We start from the raw sequence: 19,223 nt of genomic DNA on the forward strand, positions 1-19,223 counted from the left end.
TTGAGTTTGAAAAATAATTTAGTTTTTAATCAATTTTTTAGTGATAAATTGTTTGTCAGAATTAGTTTTAAGTAAGTAAACACCTTTAGATAAGGCAGATATGTCAATTTTATTTTTACTTTTTGTAACATTAACAGATTTTACTAATTTTCCTAAAACAGTATAAATATGAATCGTAGCATCTTCTGTAACATTAAAATAGATGCTATTTCCATCTGTTGGGTTTGGAAACATTTTAAAAGTTTTAAAAGTATTTTTAGAAGTACTTAAAGTAGAAGTAAAACTACCAAATCCATCAGCAGTGTTTGCAGGAAAAGAAGTCCATTCTTCTTGTAAATCGAAAGTGGTATTTGGACCACTGATATTTCCATTTCTTCTTAAAGTTTTATTTGTGGCAAAACTAGAATCGCTACCAAATACACCTATAATATCTATTAATACGTCGTTCTTAAACAAACCAATGGCATCATTTCCCGTAAAGTTAACAGGTTGCCCCCAAACATTATCTTCTATAACTGGCTGTACTAAGTCTACTTGACCATTTGGATTAGAGGTAGAGTAAGGTTGCAATTGAGGTATATCATTTTTACCGTTTCCTATTACAAATACGTCTCCAGGAACAACATTTTTAACTGTTCCATTATCTAATGCTAATGGAGTTGTCCAGTCAGATGCACCATTTCTGTCTAATTTTATAACATAACCAGATAGGTCTACGGTACCTCCTGTTAAATTAACAATTTCTAAGGCCTTATTTGTTCCTCCATCACCTTCAAAATATTCAGAAAAGAATAATTCAGAAGCAACACCTCCAGAAATACCGTCTGTTGTAGTAGCATTTACAGAAGCACTTTGTTCAGATTTATTATTGTCTTTATCTTTAGCTAAAACAGTAAGAGTATAGGTAGTTGATGTTGTTAAACCAGTAACAGCATAGGTTGTTGCTGCAGAAGTAGCTTTGAAAGTACCATCAACAAAAATATCATAACCAGCTACTTCATTATTGTCTGTAGCTGCAGACCAATTTAAGTTAAAAGAACTATCGGTTATATCTGTAATTGTGATGTTTGTAGGCACCGATGGTGGAGTAGTATCTGCTAAGGTTTTACTTGAAACAATAGCACTTGCTTCAGATTTATTAATTAAATCTTTAGCGATTACTTTAAAATTGTAGGTAGTATTTGTTTCTAAACCAGTAATAGTAGCAGAAGTTGTTGATGTCTGTTTTGCTAAAACATCATTCACATAAACTTGATATCCTGTAACACCAATATTATCTGTAGAAACTGCCCATGAAATATCTATTGTTGTTAAAGTAATGTTGCTTAAAGTAACATTCTTGGGTTTGCTTGGTGCTTCAGTATCGCTACTTGTGTAGATTCCCCAAGTATCTTCTGCATTATCTCCTCCCCAAATTCTAGTAGCTAAAAATGGATTGTCTATAAACGGATTTCTATTTCCTTGTGCGTAGGTATTTGATGTGTTTTCGTGATATATATTTCTCCTTTTTTCAATACCTGAAACAGGATCTTCTCTATTCCATTTTAAGAATAAATCGATCATTTCATCTGGTGTAAATTGAGTGTCACCAACTCCAACATTTGTTGGTAAACACTGACTACCATAACGAAGGTACATGTACATTATTATTCTAGAAACATCACCTTTCCATTCGTCTCCAGGATACCAACCTCTTGTTTTTGGACCATCAGGACCATTGTAAGTAATATTTGAACGAGAAGAGTTACCTGAACCCAAAGCAAATTTGTAATTATTTCTTGCTGAGTTTCTACTTTTATCCGCTGGTCTTAGATTATGCGCATCTGTACCTGGACCGGGGTTATTGGTTTCTAAGCTAGGAATTGCAAGTGATTTAGAAAAAACATGTTCTCTGTTCCATACAAATGTAGCACCTGTAGCACCATCTTGCAAAGTGTTATTTCTTGATTTATCATTAGTTTCATCGTCATCAATACCATCTTCCCAACCGTAAATTAAAACAACATTGTCTGGTTCTGCGGTATCTAGATCTGTAATTTTAGAAGCTTCCCAAACACCAGGTGTATAGCTTAACATATTAGAATGCGTGCTAATAATTTTTGCAGCTAAAGCGTCTTTTAAAGCAATACCAGTTAGTTGTAGATTTACATCGTCGTAATAATCTTCTTGAGAAAAAGATATAAAAGATGTAACTGTTAAAATAAAAAAAAGTAGTTTTTTTACCATCTATAATGAAATTAAAAAATAAATACTTTCTTTTTTAGCAATTTAAGGGTTACATCAGCAATAAATATAACCCTTTGTTGTATTATTTTCTTTCTAAAAGTGCCATATAAAATCCGTCGAAACCAGAAATATGCGCTAACACTTTTTTATCTGAGACAAAGGTAAAGTCTTTTCCGGCATCTGATGTTAAGAAATGATTAACTTGCTCTTGGTTTTCAGAAGGTAATACAGAACAAGTAGCGTACACCATTTTTCCACCTGGTTTAACCATTGTAGAATATTGCTGTAATACGTCTTGTTGAATTTTTTTAATGTTTTCTATAAATTCTGGTTGTAATTTCCATTTAGAATCTGGGTTTCTACGGATAACACCTAAACCAGAACAAGGAGCATCAATTAAAACTCTGTCTGCTTTACCTTGTAATTTTTTAATAGGTTTTGTAGAATCAATTACACGCATATCTATGTTATGTGCTTTGTTTCTCTTTGCTCTCACTTTTAATTTACGCAATTTACTTTCGTAAATATCCATGGCAATAATTTGTCCTTTATTTTCCATTAAAGCAGATAAATGCAAAGTTTTACCTCCAGCACCTGCACAAGTATCAATAACTTTCATACCTGGTTTTACGTCTAAATAGGCAGCAACAAGTTGCGATGATGCATCTTGAACTTCAAAATAACCACTATGAAAAGCTTCCGTTTTAAAAACATTTGCTCTTTCTGGTAGAATTAAAGCATCTGGATGATTAGGAACAAATTCTGTTAATACATTTTCTGCTCTTAATTTCTTTTGAAGTGCTCCTCTAGTAATATTTAAGGTATTGGTTCTTAAAATTACACTTGCTTGTACATTTAAAGCCGCAATTTCTTTCGTCCAAATTTCTTCACCTAATTCTTTAGAACACATTTCATCCATCCAATCTGGTATAGATTCTCTATATTTTCTTGTAGTAGATAATTCTGCAAAACGGCCTTTAATTCTTCTTTCTGGTACATCTCCAATTTGATTCCAATCTGGTAAAGCAATTCCTCTTAGAATACACCATACAGAGAATAGTCTCCAAATATTATCTCTATCATACGGCGCTTTTACTTCTGCAATTTCTGCGTATAACCTGTTCCAACGAACAATGTCGTATATGGTTTCTGCTACAAATTTACGGTCTCTTGCTCCCCAACGTTTATCACGTTTTAAAGCTTTTTCTACAGCTTTGTCTGCATAAACACCTTCATTAAATATATCTCTTATGCTGTCAATAACTGCAAAAGTTAAGTTTCTGTGTAATCTCATTATTTCATTTGAATATAGGGCACAAAGGTACAAAATCTGAGCAACGAATCAGTAGTTTTGATTCATTTTTAAACAAGGATTCATTTTAAGAATGTTATGTAGTTTTTATAAAGGTTTATGCTTACTTTTTTTAGGTAATTGTTTATATATGTGAATGCGATTTATTATATTAAAAAAGGAAAAGTTAAACTTATATAAGTTTAACTTTTCCTTTTTTAATGATTCTTTAAAAAATAATTTTTAGCATTTACTATTGTAAAAACACCATATAATATGGCTATTATAGTTAGTGTTAAAATACCTGTATCTATTTGTAGTCCTGGTGGAGGTGGAGGTGGACTAATTGGTGGAGTTTGAATTAGTAGTGCAATCATTTTTAATTAGTTTGTTTAGTTATTGATTGAATATATCATTTGTTTTTTTAAAATAAAACTTTTTTAGTTATTGTACTTTTATTCTTGTAATATAATTTCTTATAGAAATTTATTTTATGAGTATTAATTGGCTATGTATTTAGTATTATTCATTTTTTTGGGGAATTAAATTAAATAAACACACTATCAAATATAGCAAAAGAATATTTGTTTTTACTGACTTTTAGGCTACAAACCCTTCAATTATCACTGATTATTATGCATTCTTTTAAAAATTAGATTTCTATTATGAATTTAATAAAAAAATATTCTTAAAAATATTCAAATTGAATATTTGTTGTCTCAAGTGCTCGTTTTATATAAAAACTTACTATAGAAAAAACAAACAAAAAAAGCTGAGTAATGTTTTCATTATTCAGCTTTTGGTTAATACCTTTCATTCTTTTTTAGAACTTATTGAATTAAAACTTTCTTGTTTATCATACCTCTATTCGTATTCATTTTTACAATATATACTCCCATTGGTATTTCATTTTTTAGAGCTAACTGGTAGCTGTTTTTCTGTTCTATAATATTCCAGAAGTCTGCTTTTTTACCAAGTATATTAATAAGTTCTATTTTATGTATTGTTATTTCCTGATTTTTAGAAATTATAATATTTTGATTTTGATTATCAGCATAAATAGTAGTTTCTGTTATTAGTGCATCGTTTTCTATATTAAGTGTGTTCGATTTTTTAAAAGCTAAAACAAATCGATGAGAATAGACACCTTTCTCTAAGGTTAAGTTAATTTTACCATTTTTTAGGTTGTATACTTTTTCGGTAAGTTTATCTTTTATGTAAAATTCTTTAGAAATATTTTGAATTTCATCTACCATTAAATCGACATGCCCAGAATATCCCATCGTAATTTCTAACGGAACTTCTAAGTCATCAGATATTTGTTGTACGCCAGTAATTACATATTTTCTATGATCATCCTTAAATTTCCAATAGATGTCAGTTTCATTATCTGTAAATGACTCCGAGTCGTAACCTTTATCATAATCAAATGAATTTGTTGCTTGAAAAGAAATTGCTATTTGATGATGTAATCTTAAGTTTTCTTTATTTGTATATTCAAACCCTAATTTAATAACAGGTAACAACTCTATAATTTTTGTTGTTTTAGCAATGTTAGTTTCATTATTTTTTGTGTTTTTAAAAGAGATGTTGTCTTTACAATTTACTGTAGTGGTTTCATTAATTGGTATGGAGTAGTAAGCGTAAGCTTCGACATTAAAAAAGGTTGATAAGATAAGTATTAAAAATACAATTCCTTTTTTATTCTTTGAGTATTGAATTTTAAAAAAATTAGATACTTGAAATAATAATTCCTGGGTATTTTTTGTGCTATTCATTTGTTTTGGGGGATTAGTTTAAATAAATATTCTCTCAAATATAGCAAAATAATATTTTATTTGCTATTTTTTTATTTATAAATGAACATACGTTGTTTAACTGTAGTGTATTCTTGTTAAACTGTTGTTTTTGTTGGTGATTTTATAAAAAGATTATTCCTGCCAATAATTAAAATCTGTATCAAGTGTTTTCTATTGGTTCTTAGAAGTTACGGTTTCTTGTAAGGAATTATTAAATTATTATCGATTAATGAAGGTTTCTTTTGGATTATAAATATTTCTACTTTTTAAAATTTCAGCAATAAGATAAATTATCATTAATATAGAACGTTTTATTTCCTCAAATAAAATAATTCTTTTAAATGTAATAACGTACAGTAAGGTTTTTGAAATACAACTGTTGCTGTTGTTTTTTTATTTTATATCCTTTTTTTTGTTGGATATGAATCTGATATCTTAAAATGTTATTATTGAGGTAATCTATTTTAGTTCTTTTTTAATGGGTAAAAATAAGAAGACCACAGTATAAGAAATTTAATTCTACTACTGTGGTCTTGTGTACTTCTTAAGAGTTTACCTTAAGTCTACCTTTTAATTTTAATAAGAATGTATAAAAGTTTTATTTAAAAAAGACTTAAATAGAAAAGAGATTAGTTTTGTGGGGACGCAACTAATAATTATAATAAAAGATAAAAATTTTCTTAAAAACCTCTTTTAAATAATCTTTTCTATTTTAAGCCTTAAATGATTTTATCTCCTTATTTAGCAAACTAAGAAGACGGAATTAAATTACTCTATTACTACTTTCTTATTCATAATGCCTTTATTTGTGCTCATTTTTACAATGTAAAAACCGGTTGGTATTTGTTTTTTGATATCTAATTGATAAGTATTTTTTTGTTCTTTAATATTCCAAATACTTACTTTTTTACCAATAATATCAAACAATTCTACTTTATTAATTTCTATTTCATTGTTTTTAGAAATTACAATTTGTTGGTTTTCATTGTCTGCATAAATATTAGTGTATGCCGCTAAGACATCTTTATCTAAACCAAGTACTGCAGCTTCTTTAAAAGCTAGTACAAAACGATCTGTATATAAACCTTTCTCTAAGGTTAACGTAATTTTACCATCTGTAATTTTATAAGAAGTTTCTGTAAGTTTATCTGTAATAAATAGGTGGTTAGATATATTCTTTACCTCATCTACCATAATATTTACCGTTCCAGAATTGCTCATTGTAATTTCTAAAGGAACTTCTAGTTCATTCGAAATTTCTTGTACACCAGCAATTACATATTTTTTAGCGTCATTAGGGAATTTCCAATACATATCTGTTTTACCTGTTTCGTATATTTCAGAGTCATATCCTTTATCAAATTCAAAAGAATTAGATTCAAGAAAAGAGATTCCTGTTTGATGATGTATCAGTAGGTTTTCATCATTTTTATATTCAAAACCTAATTTAATAAAAGGTAATATGTTATCAAAAGATTTAGATTTATTGGTTTTCTTATTACCTTTAAAGAAAACAGATTTTGTACCTTGGTTAACATAAGCTCTTTGGCTGTTGTTAAATTTAATTTCGCCTCCTGTTTTTGGATCTCCCTGAATAAAGAAACCTTGACCAATTGCTATGTAAGGAAGTGGTGTTGTATAAGTTTCACTACCTAATCCAGAAGTACCGCTATTACTATTAGCAGCAACAGCATCTGCAGCAACTGCACCAGCTAAGTTAACCGTTGCATATCCACCGATATATCCGCCAAATACATGGCCATCAATTCCATTACCTTCTCCAATAGCACTTTTTTTATGTTCCCAGAAATAAAGTGTCGCCGTAGTTTGATCTTTATTGTCTTCAATAAATTTTCTAGCATTCATAGCAGAAGGGAAAGGATTACCTATTAAATAATCTTCACTAGCACCTATATTTTTTATAGTGTTAAAATCTCCATCATTTGGGGTTCCTATAAAAGTATAGATTTGGCCATCTTTTTTTCCAGGTCCTTTAAAAGTATAACCATCACCTCTTTTAATATCTCCATCGTTACGTTGGTGTATCCAATTAGATCTTCCGTTAGAACTAGGCGAGTAGGAGTATACCCAGTAATCTGCGATTGTTATACCTGTTGATGTATAAGAACCGTCATAAGTATTCTGATTAAAAGTAATCGTTTTAGGGTTGTCTATATCTGTACCATCTCTAAGTACATCAAATAAAGAATACGTGTCTACCAAAGATGTTGATGTAACTGGCGAACTCATATAACCATATCTATATAAACTAGGCACCATAGATTTTTGGTCTACTAATAATTTACCAGTACCAGAAACCATACTGCCATCAGTATGTGTTTGCACCAATTGAGCTAAAGGACCTCTTAAACGAATATCTCCATTTAATATAATATTATTTGTAACTACTAATAATTGATCTTTTATTGTTAACTTTTTAGTTGCAGCTACTTCTAGTTTTCTAGCACTTAATCTACTATCTGCATATTCAAAATCTTTATCAATTACTACTTCACGCGACCTGTCTGGGTAACCATTTGTCCAAGTTTTATCGTTGCTAGAGTTAGAAATAGTTTTATCTATTCTATGTAAACCCAACAGAGTGTTTGCTTCTTTATTAGAATTTAGTATTTCTGATACTACAGGAGCTTGTGGATGTCTCGGAGTACCTTTTATTGTATTGCTAATTTCTGCATAAGGAGAAATATAATCTTTATCGCCTTCAATATCATTTACAAACACCACCCATTCGTTTGCTGTGTACTCTTTATTAGGTGTTAACCTTTCATCTATTCTTACTATCGATGTTTTGTTAGCAATATTAGAAACAACATCATATCTATTAAGCCATGAAGTAATTCCTGTAGTAGATGAAAGTATAATGATATCATTAACGGTATCGTCTAACGCAGTTAAGCTTTCATTCTCAATAATATTTGCAGTTCCAAGATTTTTAAGAGTAGTAGATCCGCTGTTTTTAATTAATACAGATTTACCTGCAGCTAATGGCGTACCTATTTTTAATGACGGAATATTGTTAGTTATATTAGGTAGTGTAACCAATTCTGCAATTGTTTTGTTTTGAAACAATTGAATATTAATGGTATTTGCAGGAATTTCTGTTTTTCCAATATTTGTAATTTCAATCCATCTTTCATTACCAAACTGATATACTTGTGTAATCATTGCGTCTGCCGCAAGAATAACAGGAATAGAAGTTAAATATAAAGTGGCTTTGTCGCAGGCTTTTGGAGTTCCATTATCACAAATTTCATATATTACAGAAACCGTTCCTGTAAAATTAGCATCTGGTACAAAAGTATACTTTCCATTGGCATCTATTTTAATGTTTCCAATATCTGTAATATCAATAGCAACGCCAATAGTAATAGCTGTTCCATTTGCAGAAGCCGAAGTAACTGTTTGTTTATCATCTTCTGGGTCAGTATCATTTGTTAATACATTAGCTGTCATTGTTTCTCCTTGTGGGGCAGAGTTCGCATCGTTATTCGCAAATGTTGTGTTTCCGTAATTAGAAATCACATTTAAACTAAGAATAGCTGTATCTGTACCACCATTACCATCGCTAATGGTATAAATAATGTCATTTACAGTACCCACAAAAGTTGGTGTTGGATCAAAAGTATACGTTCCATTAGTATTTAATTTAACGGTACCGGCAGTAACGCTATTTCCATTTTCATCTATACCATTAACGGTTGTTTCTGTATTAATTAATAAGCCTGTTGCAGATGTTACAATTAATATATCTTCAGAATCAGGATCACTATCGTTAGAAAGTACCGTAGAATTTAAAGTTTTATCTAACTCTGTAGTGTTTACGTCATTTTGCGCCGTTGGCGGATTATTGCTAGTTAGAACATTCGGAATTACTTCAATAGATAATGTTGCCGTATCTGTAATATTACCAGAGCCAGTTCCTGTATACGTTATAGGGTTTATAGTTCCTGTAAAACCAGCTACCGGAGTAAAAGTGTATGTTCCATTACTGTTAATAATTATTGAACCTGCATTATTAACGTCATTTCCATTTTTATCTTTACCTGCAACTTGTTTCGGTATTCCTAAAGTAAATCCTGCAGCTGTAACGCTTATTACACCATGGTCGTTGGTTGTTAATTGTCCATCTACCGGAATGTCTTGCGGAGTCTGATTTATATCATTTTCTGCAATAACATCAGTAGGAATAGAAGTAAGGTACAACGTAGCCGTATCGCATGCAGATGGAGTTCCGTTATCACATTTAGTATACGTTACAGGGATCGTTCCTACAAAACCAGCAAGTGGAATAAATGTGTAGTTTCCATTTGTATCTATTTTTATGTTTCCAATAGCAGGAATATCAATAGCTGTTCCAATAGTAATAGTCGTTCCGTTTGCAGAAGCAGAAGTAACTGTTTGGTTATTGTCTTCTGGATCTGTATCATTCGTCAATACATTTCCAGTCATGTTATTTCCTTGCGGAGCAGAATTAGCATCATCATTAGCAAATGTTGTGTTACCATAATTAGGAATCACATTTATGTTAAGAATCGCAGTATCTGTGCCACCTTTACCATCGCTAATTGTGTATACAATCTCATTTATAGTACCTGTAAATCCAGTTTCTGGAGTAAAGGTATAGGTTCCGTCTGCAGTCATTAATATTTTACCTGCTACATCTACAGTATTTCCGTTAATGTCTACTCCAGAAATTGTTAACCCACTTCCAGAAATAGGAAACGTGTTTACAGTAGTTGAAGTAGTATTACTACCAGAATTAGTTGTTACATTGGTTGTAAAGCTAATTACATTTAATGCATCTCCATCTAGATCACTATCATTAGATAGTATTTTTCCATTGGTAATTGGGGTATTTAATTCTGTAGTGTTTACATCATTTTGCGCCGTTGGCGGATTGTTGTTAGGCAGTACATTTGGAATTACTTCAATAGATAATATAGCAGTATCTGTAGCACCTCCTGTACCATTTCCTGTATAGGTAATTGGATCAACAGTTCCTGTAAAACCAGTAGCAGGAACAAAGACATAAGTACCATTACTATTAATTGTTAACTTACCTGCATTTGCAACGTTATTTCCGTTTTTATCTTTACCAGAAACCTGTTTAGCAGTTCCTAAAACAAAACGTTGAGCTGTTACATTTGTTACGCCTTTATCATTGGTTGTTAATTGTCCGTTAAGAGTAATGTCTTGTGGTGTTTGATTTATATCATCTTTAGCCACTACAGAAATAGGAAGTGAAGTAAGATATAAGGTAGCTTTATCACATGCTTGTGGCGTTACGCCTGTATCGCATTTGGTATAGGTTATAGGAATTGTACCTATATAACCCGCTATTGGAATAAAAATATATTCTCCATTGGTATCTATTTTAATATTTCCTACACCAGGAATATCAATAGCAGTTCCGGGAGTAATATCTATTCCATTTGCAGAAGCTGCAGTAACCACTTGTAGATTACCTTCTGGATCAAAATCATTGTCCAAAATATTACCCGTCATATTGGTTTCTTGTGGAGCAGAATTTGCATCGTCATTAGCAAATGTAGTATTACCAAAGTCTGGTTTTACAGATATACTAAGAATTGCTGTATCTGTGCCACCTTTACCATCACTAATTGTATAAGTAATATCATTTACAGTACCTATAAATTCGGTTGCAGGAGTAAAGGTATAAGTTCCATCAGCAGCCATTATTATTTTACCAGCTACATCAACTTGGGCTCCTTTTAAATCTTTACCAGACAATGTTTGTCCAGTTCCAGCAATTGGAAACGTATTTACGGTAGTTGGCGTACTTGTACCACTAGAATTATTAGTAATATTAGTGGTAATACTAGTTACTGTTAATGTATCACCATCAGGGTCACTATCGTTAGATAGTATTTTTCCATTAGTAATTGTTGTATTTATCTCTGTAGTATTTACATCATTTTGCGCCGTTGGCGGATTATTACCAGGGACAACGTTTGGTATTACTTTAATAGATAATAACGCGGTATCTGTTGCATCTTCTACACCTGCACCTGTATAGCCTATAGGGTTAATAGTACCTGTAAAACCAAAAGCAGGTGTAAAAGTATACGTACCATCAGATTTAATAAGTAATGAACCAGTATTTGTAACTGAGTTTCCGTTTTCATCAACACCAGGTACATTTGTAATTTCTACACTTCCTGGGTTTTCAGTAGTTCCTGCAGGAATAGTATGGTCTACGCCATTAATTGTTATAATAGTTACGCTTGTTACGTTTTCATCATTGGTTAACAATGCACCGTTAACTGCGGTATCTTTTGGTGTTTGGTTAATATCATTTACTGCATTTACAACAGTATTACATTCCGTACTTTGAATAATTGTATTTATTGAAGTACCAATTCCTTGTCCTTGGTCTCCACCAATATCTGCTGTACCACTTGCGTTAACTACTTTAGGTACACCTTTTGCATCTACTGAATTTCCTAAGTTTAATAATACTGAGGCATTATGAGTACCAGATGTTGGTGTTGTTACAGGATCTACTCCGTTTCCACCTTTTAATAAAGTGCCGCTTGGTGGGGTTACAAGCATCGCTGCGGTTACATTTTCATCTCCTTCTAAAGCATCTGGACAACCATCATTATCGGAGTCTAAATCTAAACTGTTTGGTATTCCATCTCCATCACAATCATAATATGACCACGCATCAAAATTAACACCATTAATCCCAAAAGTCTCATTACCAGAACCTACAAGATTTATAGCAGCAATATCACTAATAGGAATTGTTATTCCATTAGTAAGTTCTACATAAATTGAACTAAAACTAACTTTATCAATACTCGTAAATCCAGTATTTACACCAGTTTCTCCTGCTTGTAAAACGTAAGATACTCCAATAGTTTTAGGTAAATCTGCAGCTAATACTTCTATTCTTTGATAAATATTTGTTAATCCTTGAGTAGCGTAATTAAATTTAAATTTAGAAACATCTGCAAGTGTAAAGCCTGAAAAATCAATTATTCCAAAATCAAAATCTATATAAATTTCATCACCTGCTACTTTCTTTTCAAAAGCTCCCGAATCGTAATCACTTCCAATCCAAGATACCTTTAAATTTAAAGGAACCTTACAACTTGTACCTGTATCTTCATCTGTGTCTAAAATACCATCATTATCATCATCTAAATCACAAATATCATTGATACCATCCTTATCGCTATCCGGTAAATTTGGGTTGGTACAATAATTAGCAATACCAAAATTATTTTCACAATCGGCAACATCAGAATTGTTAAAAATAGCATTTTGGATATTTGATGTTGTTACAGTATGACCTGCTGGTAAGCTAGATTCATCAACTTTTACAAGATATTTTGTGGTTATTGGTAATCTATAATTCACTACAAGTTTTGGAGCGTTACTTGAGTTACGATCAAATGATTGAGCGACTCTAGTACCATCTCCTACCACTAAAATTGCAATAGCATTGTTTGGAAACCAACCATCTCTATTTACTACTTCCTGAACAACTTTTCCAATATTAGGGGAGTTATGTTTTCCTCCAACAGTATTCCAATTTGGTACGGAAGTCCAAGGTACAGTAGCCGTTGTTTTTGTACGTGATGAAGTGTTATTTGCTGTAGCAGTAAATGTAGGAGCGTTATCTACAGCATTTGCAGAAAAAATAAGGTTCGTAGATCCACTATTAGTTGCTTCTGCTGTAAACTCTATATACGCATTGGTTATAATTGCATCTTTAGGAATGTTCATGTTTTGAAATCTCATTCCTACAATTCGTGGAGTTCCATTAAAGGTACCTAAATCTAGACTGTTAGTGTTAAGAAGTGGTGTTCCTCCAGCCGAATCTTCTTCAATATCATCAGAACTTTGTAAAACACTCTTAGTAATAGTTGTAATAGGTGCTGTTGGTACCGTAAATTCTAGTGAATAATTTCCATTAGTATCTGTTGTGCTTGTTTGTTTAAGTGGTTCTCCAGTATCTACAAGACCATTTTTATTACTGTCTTCATATAAATTAATTTTGATTCCGCTTTTACCAACTTCACCAGTATCAAAAGTGGCATTTAAAGAATCATCCATAAATACCGTTCCGTTTATATTGTTTTTTCCAGGATTTGTTATGGAACAACCAACTGGTACTCTTACTTTAGCAACATCACAGACATCTGGAAAATCGCTAGCGCAAATTCTATATTCAAATACATCTATACCAGAAAAACCAGGGTTAGGGGTATACGTAATAGTTCCATCTCCATTTGTAACTACTTTTCCGTTAGCAGGTTGTAAGACTCCTAATGTAGAAATGGAAGCAGGGTCTATAAGACATAGAAAACCTACATCGTTATTATCTAAGTCTATTGTAACTGGCGTATTTATTAAAGTACCTTTTAAATCGTCGTTTGCAAATAAAATTTGTTGTAAACATCTTGGTTCCAACACATATCCCACATCTTGAGCAGGTGATCCAACAGGTGTTACACTGCCATTTGCGTTAGGGTCTTGTCCCCAAACGGCAGCAAACGGTACATCATTACATGTGTATACTGCTACTCCGGTTTGGTCGTTGCCTGGGGCATAAATTTGATAGGACTGGAGTGCATTTAAAGCTACTGCCTTATCAAAAGGTAGATTACAACTATTTCCAGGTGTATTTGGGCTAGTTGTTAAGTTACCATCATATTTTATATAAATAGTGGTTTTTTCAGTTGGCGTAATCCAAATTGGATTATAATTTGCTGATTTATCATTAGAACCAGGTGCCCAAGCAACACTTGCAAAAGTTGTTAAACGATTGGCTGCAATAAGGTTGTAAGACCAATCGTATTGAGATCCTGTTGCATCTGCATCGGTAACAGAAATAGCCGTAAAAGCTTTACCATTTGTGCTTTCAAATTTATAACCAGTTGCTGTTTTAGGTAATTCTAGAAAATTTGAACCTTTACCAGGCAGTACAACACTTCCGGTAGCATTTGTTCCAGAAGTCCACTTTATGGTCATAGGAGTTGCTATACTATTTGTAAAAAAAACAGAAACAGGCGCATCATCTAGAGTTGTGTATACTGGAGTATAATAAGTATCACTATAAAATTCACCAGGTAAAAGTGCTAAGTTACGTGTTCCGTAAAAATCGATCCCTCCAAACAGCAAGTCTACACCTACTGGATGGTTTGCAGTAACAATGGCTCCAGATTTAATATCATTGGCATTATTTACATCATTATTTACCCCTGGGCTATTAGCTGTTCCGTCATAAAGCCAAACTTCTCCTTCATCAAGGTTATGTGTCACGTCAACCTTATTATCTCCATTGTAATCTAAACTAACTACAGTACCATCTTTTTCTGCCCTAATAAACAAGGCAGTATATTTAAATGCAGATACATTATCAAATTTTGTCCCTGAAATATCCTCTCCAAATGGAATTACAAAAAGCTCTCCGAAACGACTCGTATCGAATACATTGGTTTTTGTATTTTGAACGTCAAATATAGTACCCCCACTATTACCATTTGGGCCAGCATCTCCAGATATTTTTGATATGGCAACGTCAGATGAAGCTAAAAGTTTATCTTTTCCATCATATTTAATTTCTGCCGAATTTCTAGAATTATAGCGAAACGTATCATCAATATCAATGTAACCTCCTGCAGGAATTTTATCGGTTGGGTAGCCAGGGGCTACACCATTGCTAAGGTTTCCGTCTCCCCAAATTGTTGTGGTGGATTGTGTAGGGTTATTAATATCTGCTTCATATCCATCTTCCCAATGATCGTAGACTATAGTTGTATTAGGGTAAGGAAATTTAATAGCCAGAATAGTTCTAATGTTAGCACTTAATTGATTAGTACTAGCAGCACTAATTAGTGCTTTCCTTAACATATTTTTATCTTCCGGAAACGGTAAATAAAATGTTTTATTATTGGTTGCTTCCAAACACGGGTCTCCGTTTACTGCTTGTACAGTTACTGTTACCACGGCAGTATCGTAAACTACTGGAGCCCCAGTACTACCAACTTGGTAGGTAAATGTTTCTGTACCGGCAAAGTTACCGTTTGGTAGGTATACTACGTTTCCGTTATTACCTACTTGTACGTTACCATTAACTGGTTTAACGGTTATAGATATAGTACTAATATCTATATCACATTTATCATTGGCTAATACGTTTACCGGAATCGGTCTTCCTTGTAGTCCGGTAACAGCATCATCATTTGCAATTATAGCCTTACTTGAAACTATTAATGTTTTAATTTTAGGTCCAGAACACCCAGCCGCAATAGCAGTAATTGTTGCATCTCCACTCCAGTTAGATGCCCAAGCCACGATTCCTGAAGCGGTATTAATTGTTCCTGCAGAAGCTGGAGTTAACGTATATGTAATGCCTGTTGTATTTTCTGCTTTAGCAATATAAGTTATTGTTGCTGCTCCTTTACATCTTTCTAAAGAAGCACTAGTAATAAACACAGGTGTTTCTACAGATGGTTTTGTAGTAACGGTATGTGTAGCTGTTTTTGGGCCACCACAACCTGTTGCACTTGCAGTTATTGTTGATGTGCCAGACCATCCTGCAACATAAGTTACTAGACCAGTTGTGGAGTTTATAGAGTTACCACCTGTTTTACTTGTTGTATCTAGACTATATGTAATGTTTGTAGCTTGTATAGATATAGCAGTATGAGTTGTAGTTCCTGCACCTTGGCAACGATCAGAAGTTGCACCTAGCGAAAATACTGGAGCATCGACGATAGGAGAACAAATATCAAAACTAAGTGCTTTTGTAGCTGTTCCGTTACCTGTAAACCCTTCTTCTGCTGTTGCAGGTATGGAGTATGTACCACCTAACCCTGTAGTATTCCAAACATATTCGTAAGTACGTGAACAACCAGCGTTAGCTACAGGAGTTGCCGTTACAGGGCTACCTAAAATATTTATTTTTAAACCTTTTATATCATCAGCTCCAAACGGGTCGGTTACTATGGCTCTTAAATAAGCTTTGGTACCAGCTGAAGCACTTGTTATAATGTTACCACCTGGATAAGGTGCATCGTAAACGGCATACGATGTAATATCTATATAGGTAGAAAGAGGTAGGTTAATTTTTGAAGGTTTTGTTTTGCTGTCGTAATCTATAGCAAAAGTAACACCAGTCTGTGCCGATGTAATTTCTAAGGTTATTGCCTGTCCTGCAGGTATCGTTGTATTTGTGTCCAAAGAGCCACTCCATGTTAAGATACCTCCACTATACGTTGGGTTTGTTAATGTTTTTATGTTGGTTGTACCATATTTTAAAATCGCTGTTATATTAGGGTTTACTGGCATTGTACCACTTTTTACACTAACATAAGTAGATACATCAATAGGGTTAAGGTTGTCGATTATTAAAGGGCTGCAAACTGCCAATGATTGTGTAAAGGATACTGATGTTTCAGATGCTGTTGAGCTTGGGTTTAAACCAACTGAAAGATGTGCAAATTGACCACCACCACCAGACCAAGTCATGGTGCTATTAGCTGGTGCTGTTGCTGTACTTGCTGCACCAATTAAAAGATTGTTATCTGGACCTAAATCCCACTGTTTTGTTTGTCCCGTTCCAACAGATTGAGTATGATTACTAAAATTTCTTTCCCAAACAATAGCGTCAAACACCATTCCGTTTGTTGGCACATTAATAGATTGTGAAAAAGAGTTACCGCTTCCATATCTATTGGAAGAAGATCTTATAGGATTGTTAAGATTTACATCATTAAAACTAATAGCTCCGGCAGACATTTTTAGACTTCCACCTTCATCTACATTAAAAGCTACTTTATGGGGTCCTATTGCAGGGTTTTTAACGGCCCATATTTCAACAAAATAATTATCATAATTAACATAATTTAAACCTAAACGAGTCATAGATACTCCATTATAAGTCATGGAAGTAATGTTTGAGTGTGAACTTTGAGAATTCCAAGTTTTACCTTCATAAGATGCAGCAACAATTAAATATTGGTTTGCAGCCGTTGTATTATGTGTAAAAGAATGACTTGTTTTAGAGTTAGTAGCATTTATATATGTTGTTTTATTAGCTACAGAAACAGGGGGTGCAGTTTGAGAAATAGTAGCACTTGATGCCGTAGTTAAATCGTTTGTAGCTACAGGGTCTATTCTATCTAATGCATTTGTATTAGTAAGATAGAGTTGTTTTGTAACTGTAGTTTGAGAGATCGATGCTGCAGTATACGCTGTTTTATAGCCCAAAAAGTTTACAGAAGGATTAAAATGGGGGGCTACCGTAGATGGTTCACTCCTATATATAAGAGGAGTCGTTGAGGTAGAAGATGTGATTTTTTCTACTTCAGAAAAATTAGTGTCTATTTCTGTTTTTCCTTTTACGTGATGAGGATGTCTAAGTTTAATACTATTTGGTGTGGCTGTTGTTTGTGCAGTTGTATTTTGTAAAGCCAATAGAGCAAACATTAAAAAAGTATGTAGCATAAACTTATAGATGCTGAATTTAGTAGTAACTTTTAAAGAAATACTAGTTTTGTTAAAATAAAGCTGTTTCATAATTTTTTTTATATTAATCACACTAAAAATGCTCATATTATATAACTATGAACATAAAATTTATTTTCGCACGTTTAACTTAACCATAACTAAATTCTATAGGAATATGGATAGGTTTCACATAACTGTATTACACCATTTTTTAAAGGTGTGTTTTTTGTGGGGGAAAAAAATGTAGGGGTTTTTCTATATAATAAATAAATAGAAGTGCGAAATTATATATAGTATTTTAAATAGAAATTAATTTTAAAAAGTATTTTATTAAAACTTCTTTCATATCACTACGCACTTACTACTCATTTAGTGTTTTCTTATTGATATTGGTGTTTTTATTGTTTTTATTTGTAGAGTGTAGTACTCAATTTATTTTAATAATTAATTATTAAAATTGATCTTTTAGAATATTTTAAAAATTAAAATTGATCTTTTTTTTAGATGAATTTTAATAAATAAGCAGAGTCTTTTTTTAGCTTTTGAATTGCTTTTTTGTGTTACGAGAAATTGCAGTGATTGCAGTTATTTTGACTTTGATTTGAAGGACTATATTTTGAGGAATAAAGAATAATTTTTTAACTATGAAAGCGCTTAAAAAAGAATAAGGAATAGTCTTTTGAATAATTGTTTGTGTATTTAATGTTTTGCTAAGGTTATGTTTATGTTTTTTGATTAAATATTAGATATTTAATAGGTTAAAGTTTGTTTTTATGAAAAAAAATATATATTATTGATATGTCTAATCAAATTTACTAAATTAGTCTTTAGAGGTTTATGTAAGATATTTTAAGATAATTGCTATGTTATTTTACTAAAATAAGAACAAACATCATTGTGTAGTTATTTTAGGTAAGAATTATATTTTAACCTTAAGTAATGGTATAAATAAGTTTATGAATTTTTTAATCCCCCGTAAAAATGAAAAGAAAAACAACTCAAAAATGGTTTACCCTTTTATTCGTTTTAAGTATTTTAAATACTTTTGCAGAGAATAATAAACAGGTGAAAAGGCTTACTAACAAGTCTACAACGACTAAAACAACACTTACTGTTGATATTCTTGGTAAACCTCCGGAGAACCAAGTAGTATCTTTTATTAATAATCACACTTTTCTTAAGTTTGGTTATGATAGCAAGTAGCAAATGCCCTTCTATTGTAGGTCAATAAGACAATGCATAGAGTGCTATAGTTACTATAATAGGTAATTTACAAGTGTTTAAAAAGTTTTAGTACTTATAAGATACTTACTCAATTATTTATTAAAATTCAAATAACATAATCGTTAGAATAATTATTCTCAGGATAAAATTATAGGTATATAATTTTAATCTAGAGG

Annotated in this window: 6 protein-coding genes; 1 reads left to right on the forward strand and 5 read right to left on the reverse strand. The window is 32.1% G+C overall.

What is annotated here, in order from left to right; all coding sequences use genetic code 11:
• Nucleotides 1-18: 18 nt before the first annotated feature.
• The 5 genes from GQS58_RS14825 to GQS58_RS14845 all read right to left on the reverse strand — a co-directional run bounded on the left by GQS58_RS14825 (nt 19) and on the right by GQS58_RS14845 (nt 17,892).
• Complete coding sequence (locus GQS58_RS14825) at nt 19-2,226, reverse strand: endonuclease (protein WP_166387299.1); 2,208 nt, start codon at nt 2,224-2,226, stop codon at nt 19-21.
• An 82-nt stretch (nt 2,227-2,308) separates the two neighbouring features.
• A complete protein-coding gene (locus tag GQS58_RS14830) occupies nt 2,309-3,520 on the reverse strand; it encodes an RsmB/NOP family class I SAM-dependent RNA methyltransferase (protein ID WP_166387301.1) in 1,212 nt (403 codons plus the stop codon).
• 215 nt (nt 3,521-3,735) lie between these two features.
• Entirely contained in the window at nt 3,736-3,894 is a 159-nt protein-coding gene (locus GQS58_RS14835) for a hypothetical protein (RefSeq protein WP_166387303.1), read from the reverse strand.
• Between the two features lie 453 nt (nt 3,895-4,347).
• Nucleotides 4,348-5,295, reverse strand: coding sequence for a T9SS type A sorting domain-containing protein (locus GQS58_RS14840; RefSeq protein ID WP_166387305.1), 948 nt, complete (start codon nt 5,293-5,295; stop codon nt 4,348-4,350).
• Nucleotides 5,296-6,084: 789 nt separating this feature from the next.
• Nucleotides 6,085-17,892 carry a cadherin-like domain-containing protein gene (locus tag GQS58_RS14845; protein ID WP_166387307.1) on the reverse strand — a complete coding sequence of 3,936 codons (11,808 nt, stop codon included), beginning with the start codon at nt 17,890-17,892 and terminating at the stop codon, nt 6,085-6,087.
• A 912-nt stretch (nt 17,893-18,804) separates the two neighbouring features.
• Between GQS58_RS14845 and GQS58_RS14850 the strand changes: the two genes are divergently transcribed.
• Entirely contained in the window at nt 18,805-19,026 is a 222-nt protein-coding gene (locus GQS58_RS14850; protein ID WP_166387309.1) for a hypothetical protein, read from the forward strand.
• The last annotated feature ends 197 nt before the right edge of the window (nt 19,027-19,223 follow it).

Source organism: Polaribacter sp. 11A2H (assembly GCF_011379025.1).
Lineage (GTDB): Bacteria > Bacteroidota > Bacteroidia > Flavobacteriales > Flavobacteriaceae > Polaribacter.

Excerpts from the sequence above, each read along its gene's own strand:
- GQS58_RS14825 (WP_166387299.1), bottom strand. The coding sequence starts at position 2,226 with ATGGTAAAAAAACTACTTTTTTTTATTTTAACAGTTACATCTTTTATA.
- GQS58_RS14830 (WP_166387301.1), bottom strand. The coding sequence starts at position 3,520 with ATGAGATTACACAGAAACTTAACTTTTGCAGTTATTGACAGCATAAGA.
- GQS58_RS14835 (WP_166387303.1), bottom strand. The coding sequence starts at position 3,894 with ATGATTGCACTACTAATTCAAACTCCACCAATTAGTCCACCTCCACCT.
- GQS58_RS14840 (WP_166387305.1), bottom strand. The coding sequence starts at position 5,295 with ATGAATAGCACAAAAAATACCCAGGAATTATTATTTCAAGTATCTAAT.
- GQS58_RS14845 (WP_166387307.1), bottom strand. The coding sequence starts at position 17,892 with ATGAAACAGCTTTATTTTAACAAAACTAGTATTTCTTTAAAAGTTACT.
- GQS58_RS14850 (WP_166387309.1), top strand. The coding sequence starts at position 18,805 with ATGAAAAGAAAAACAACTCAAAAATGGTTTACCCTTTTATTCGTTTTA.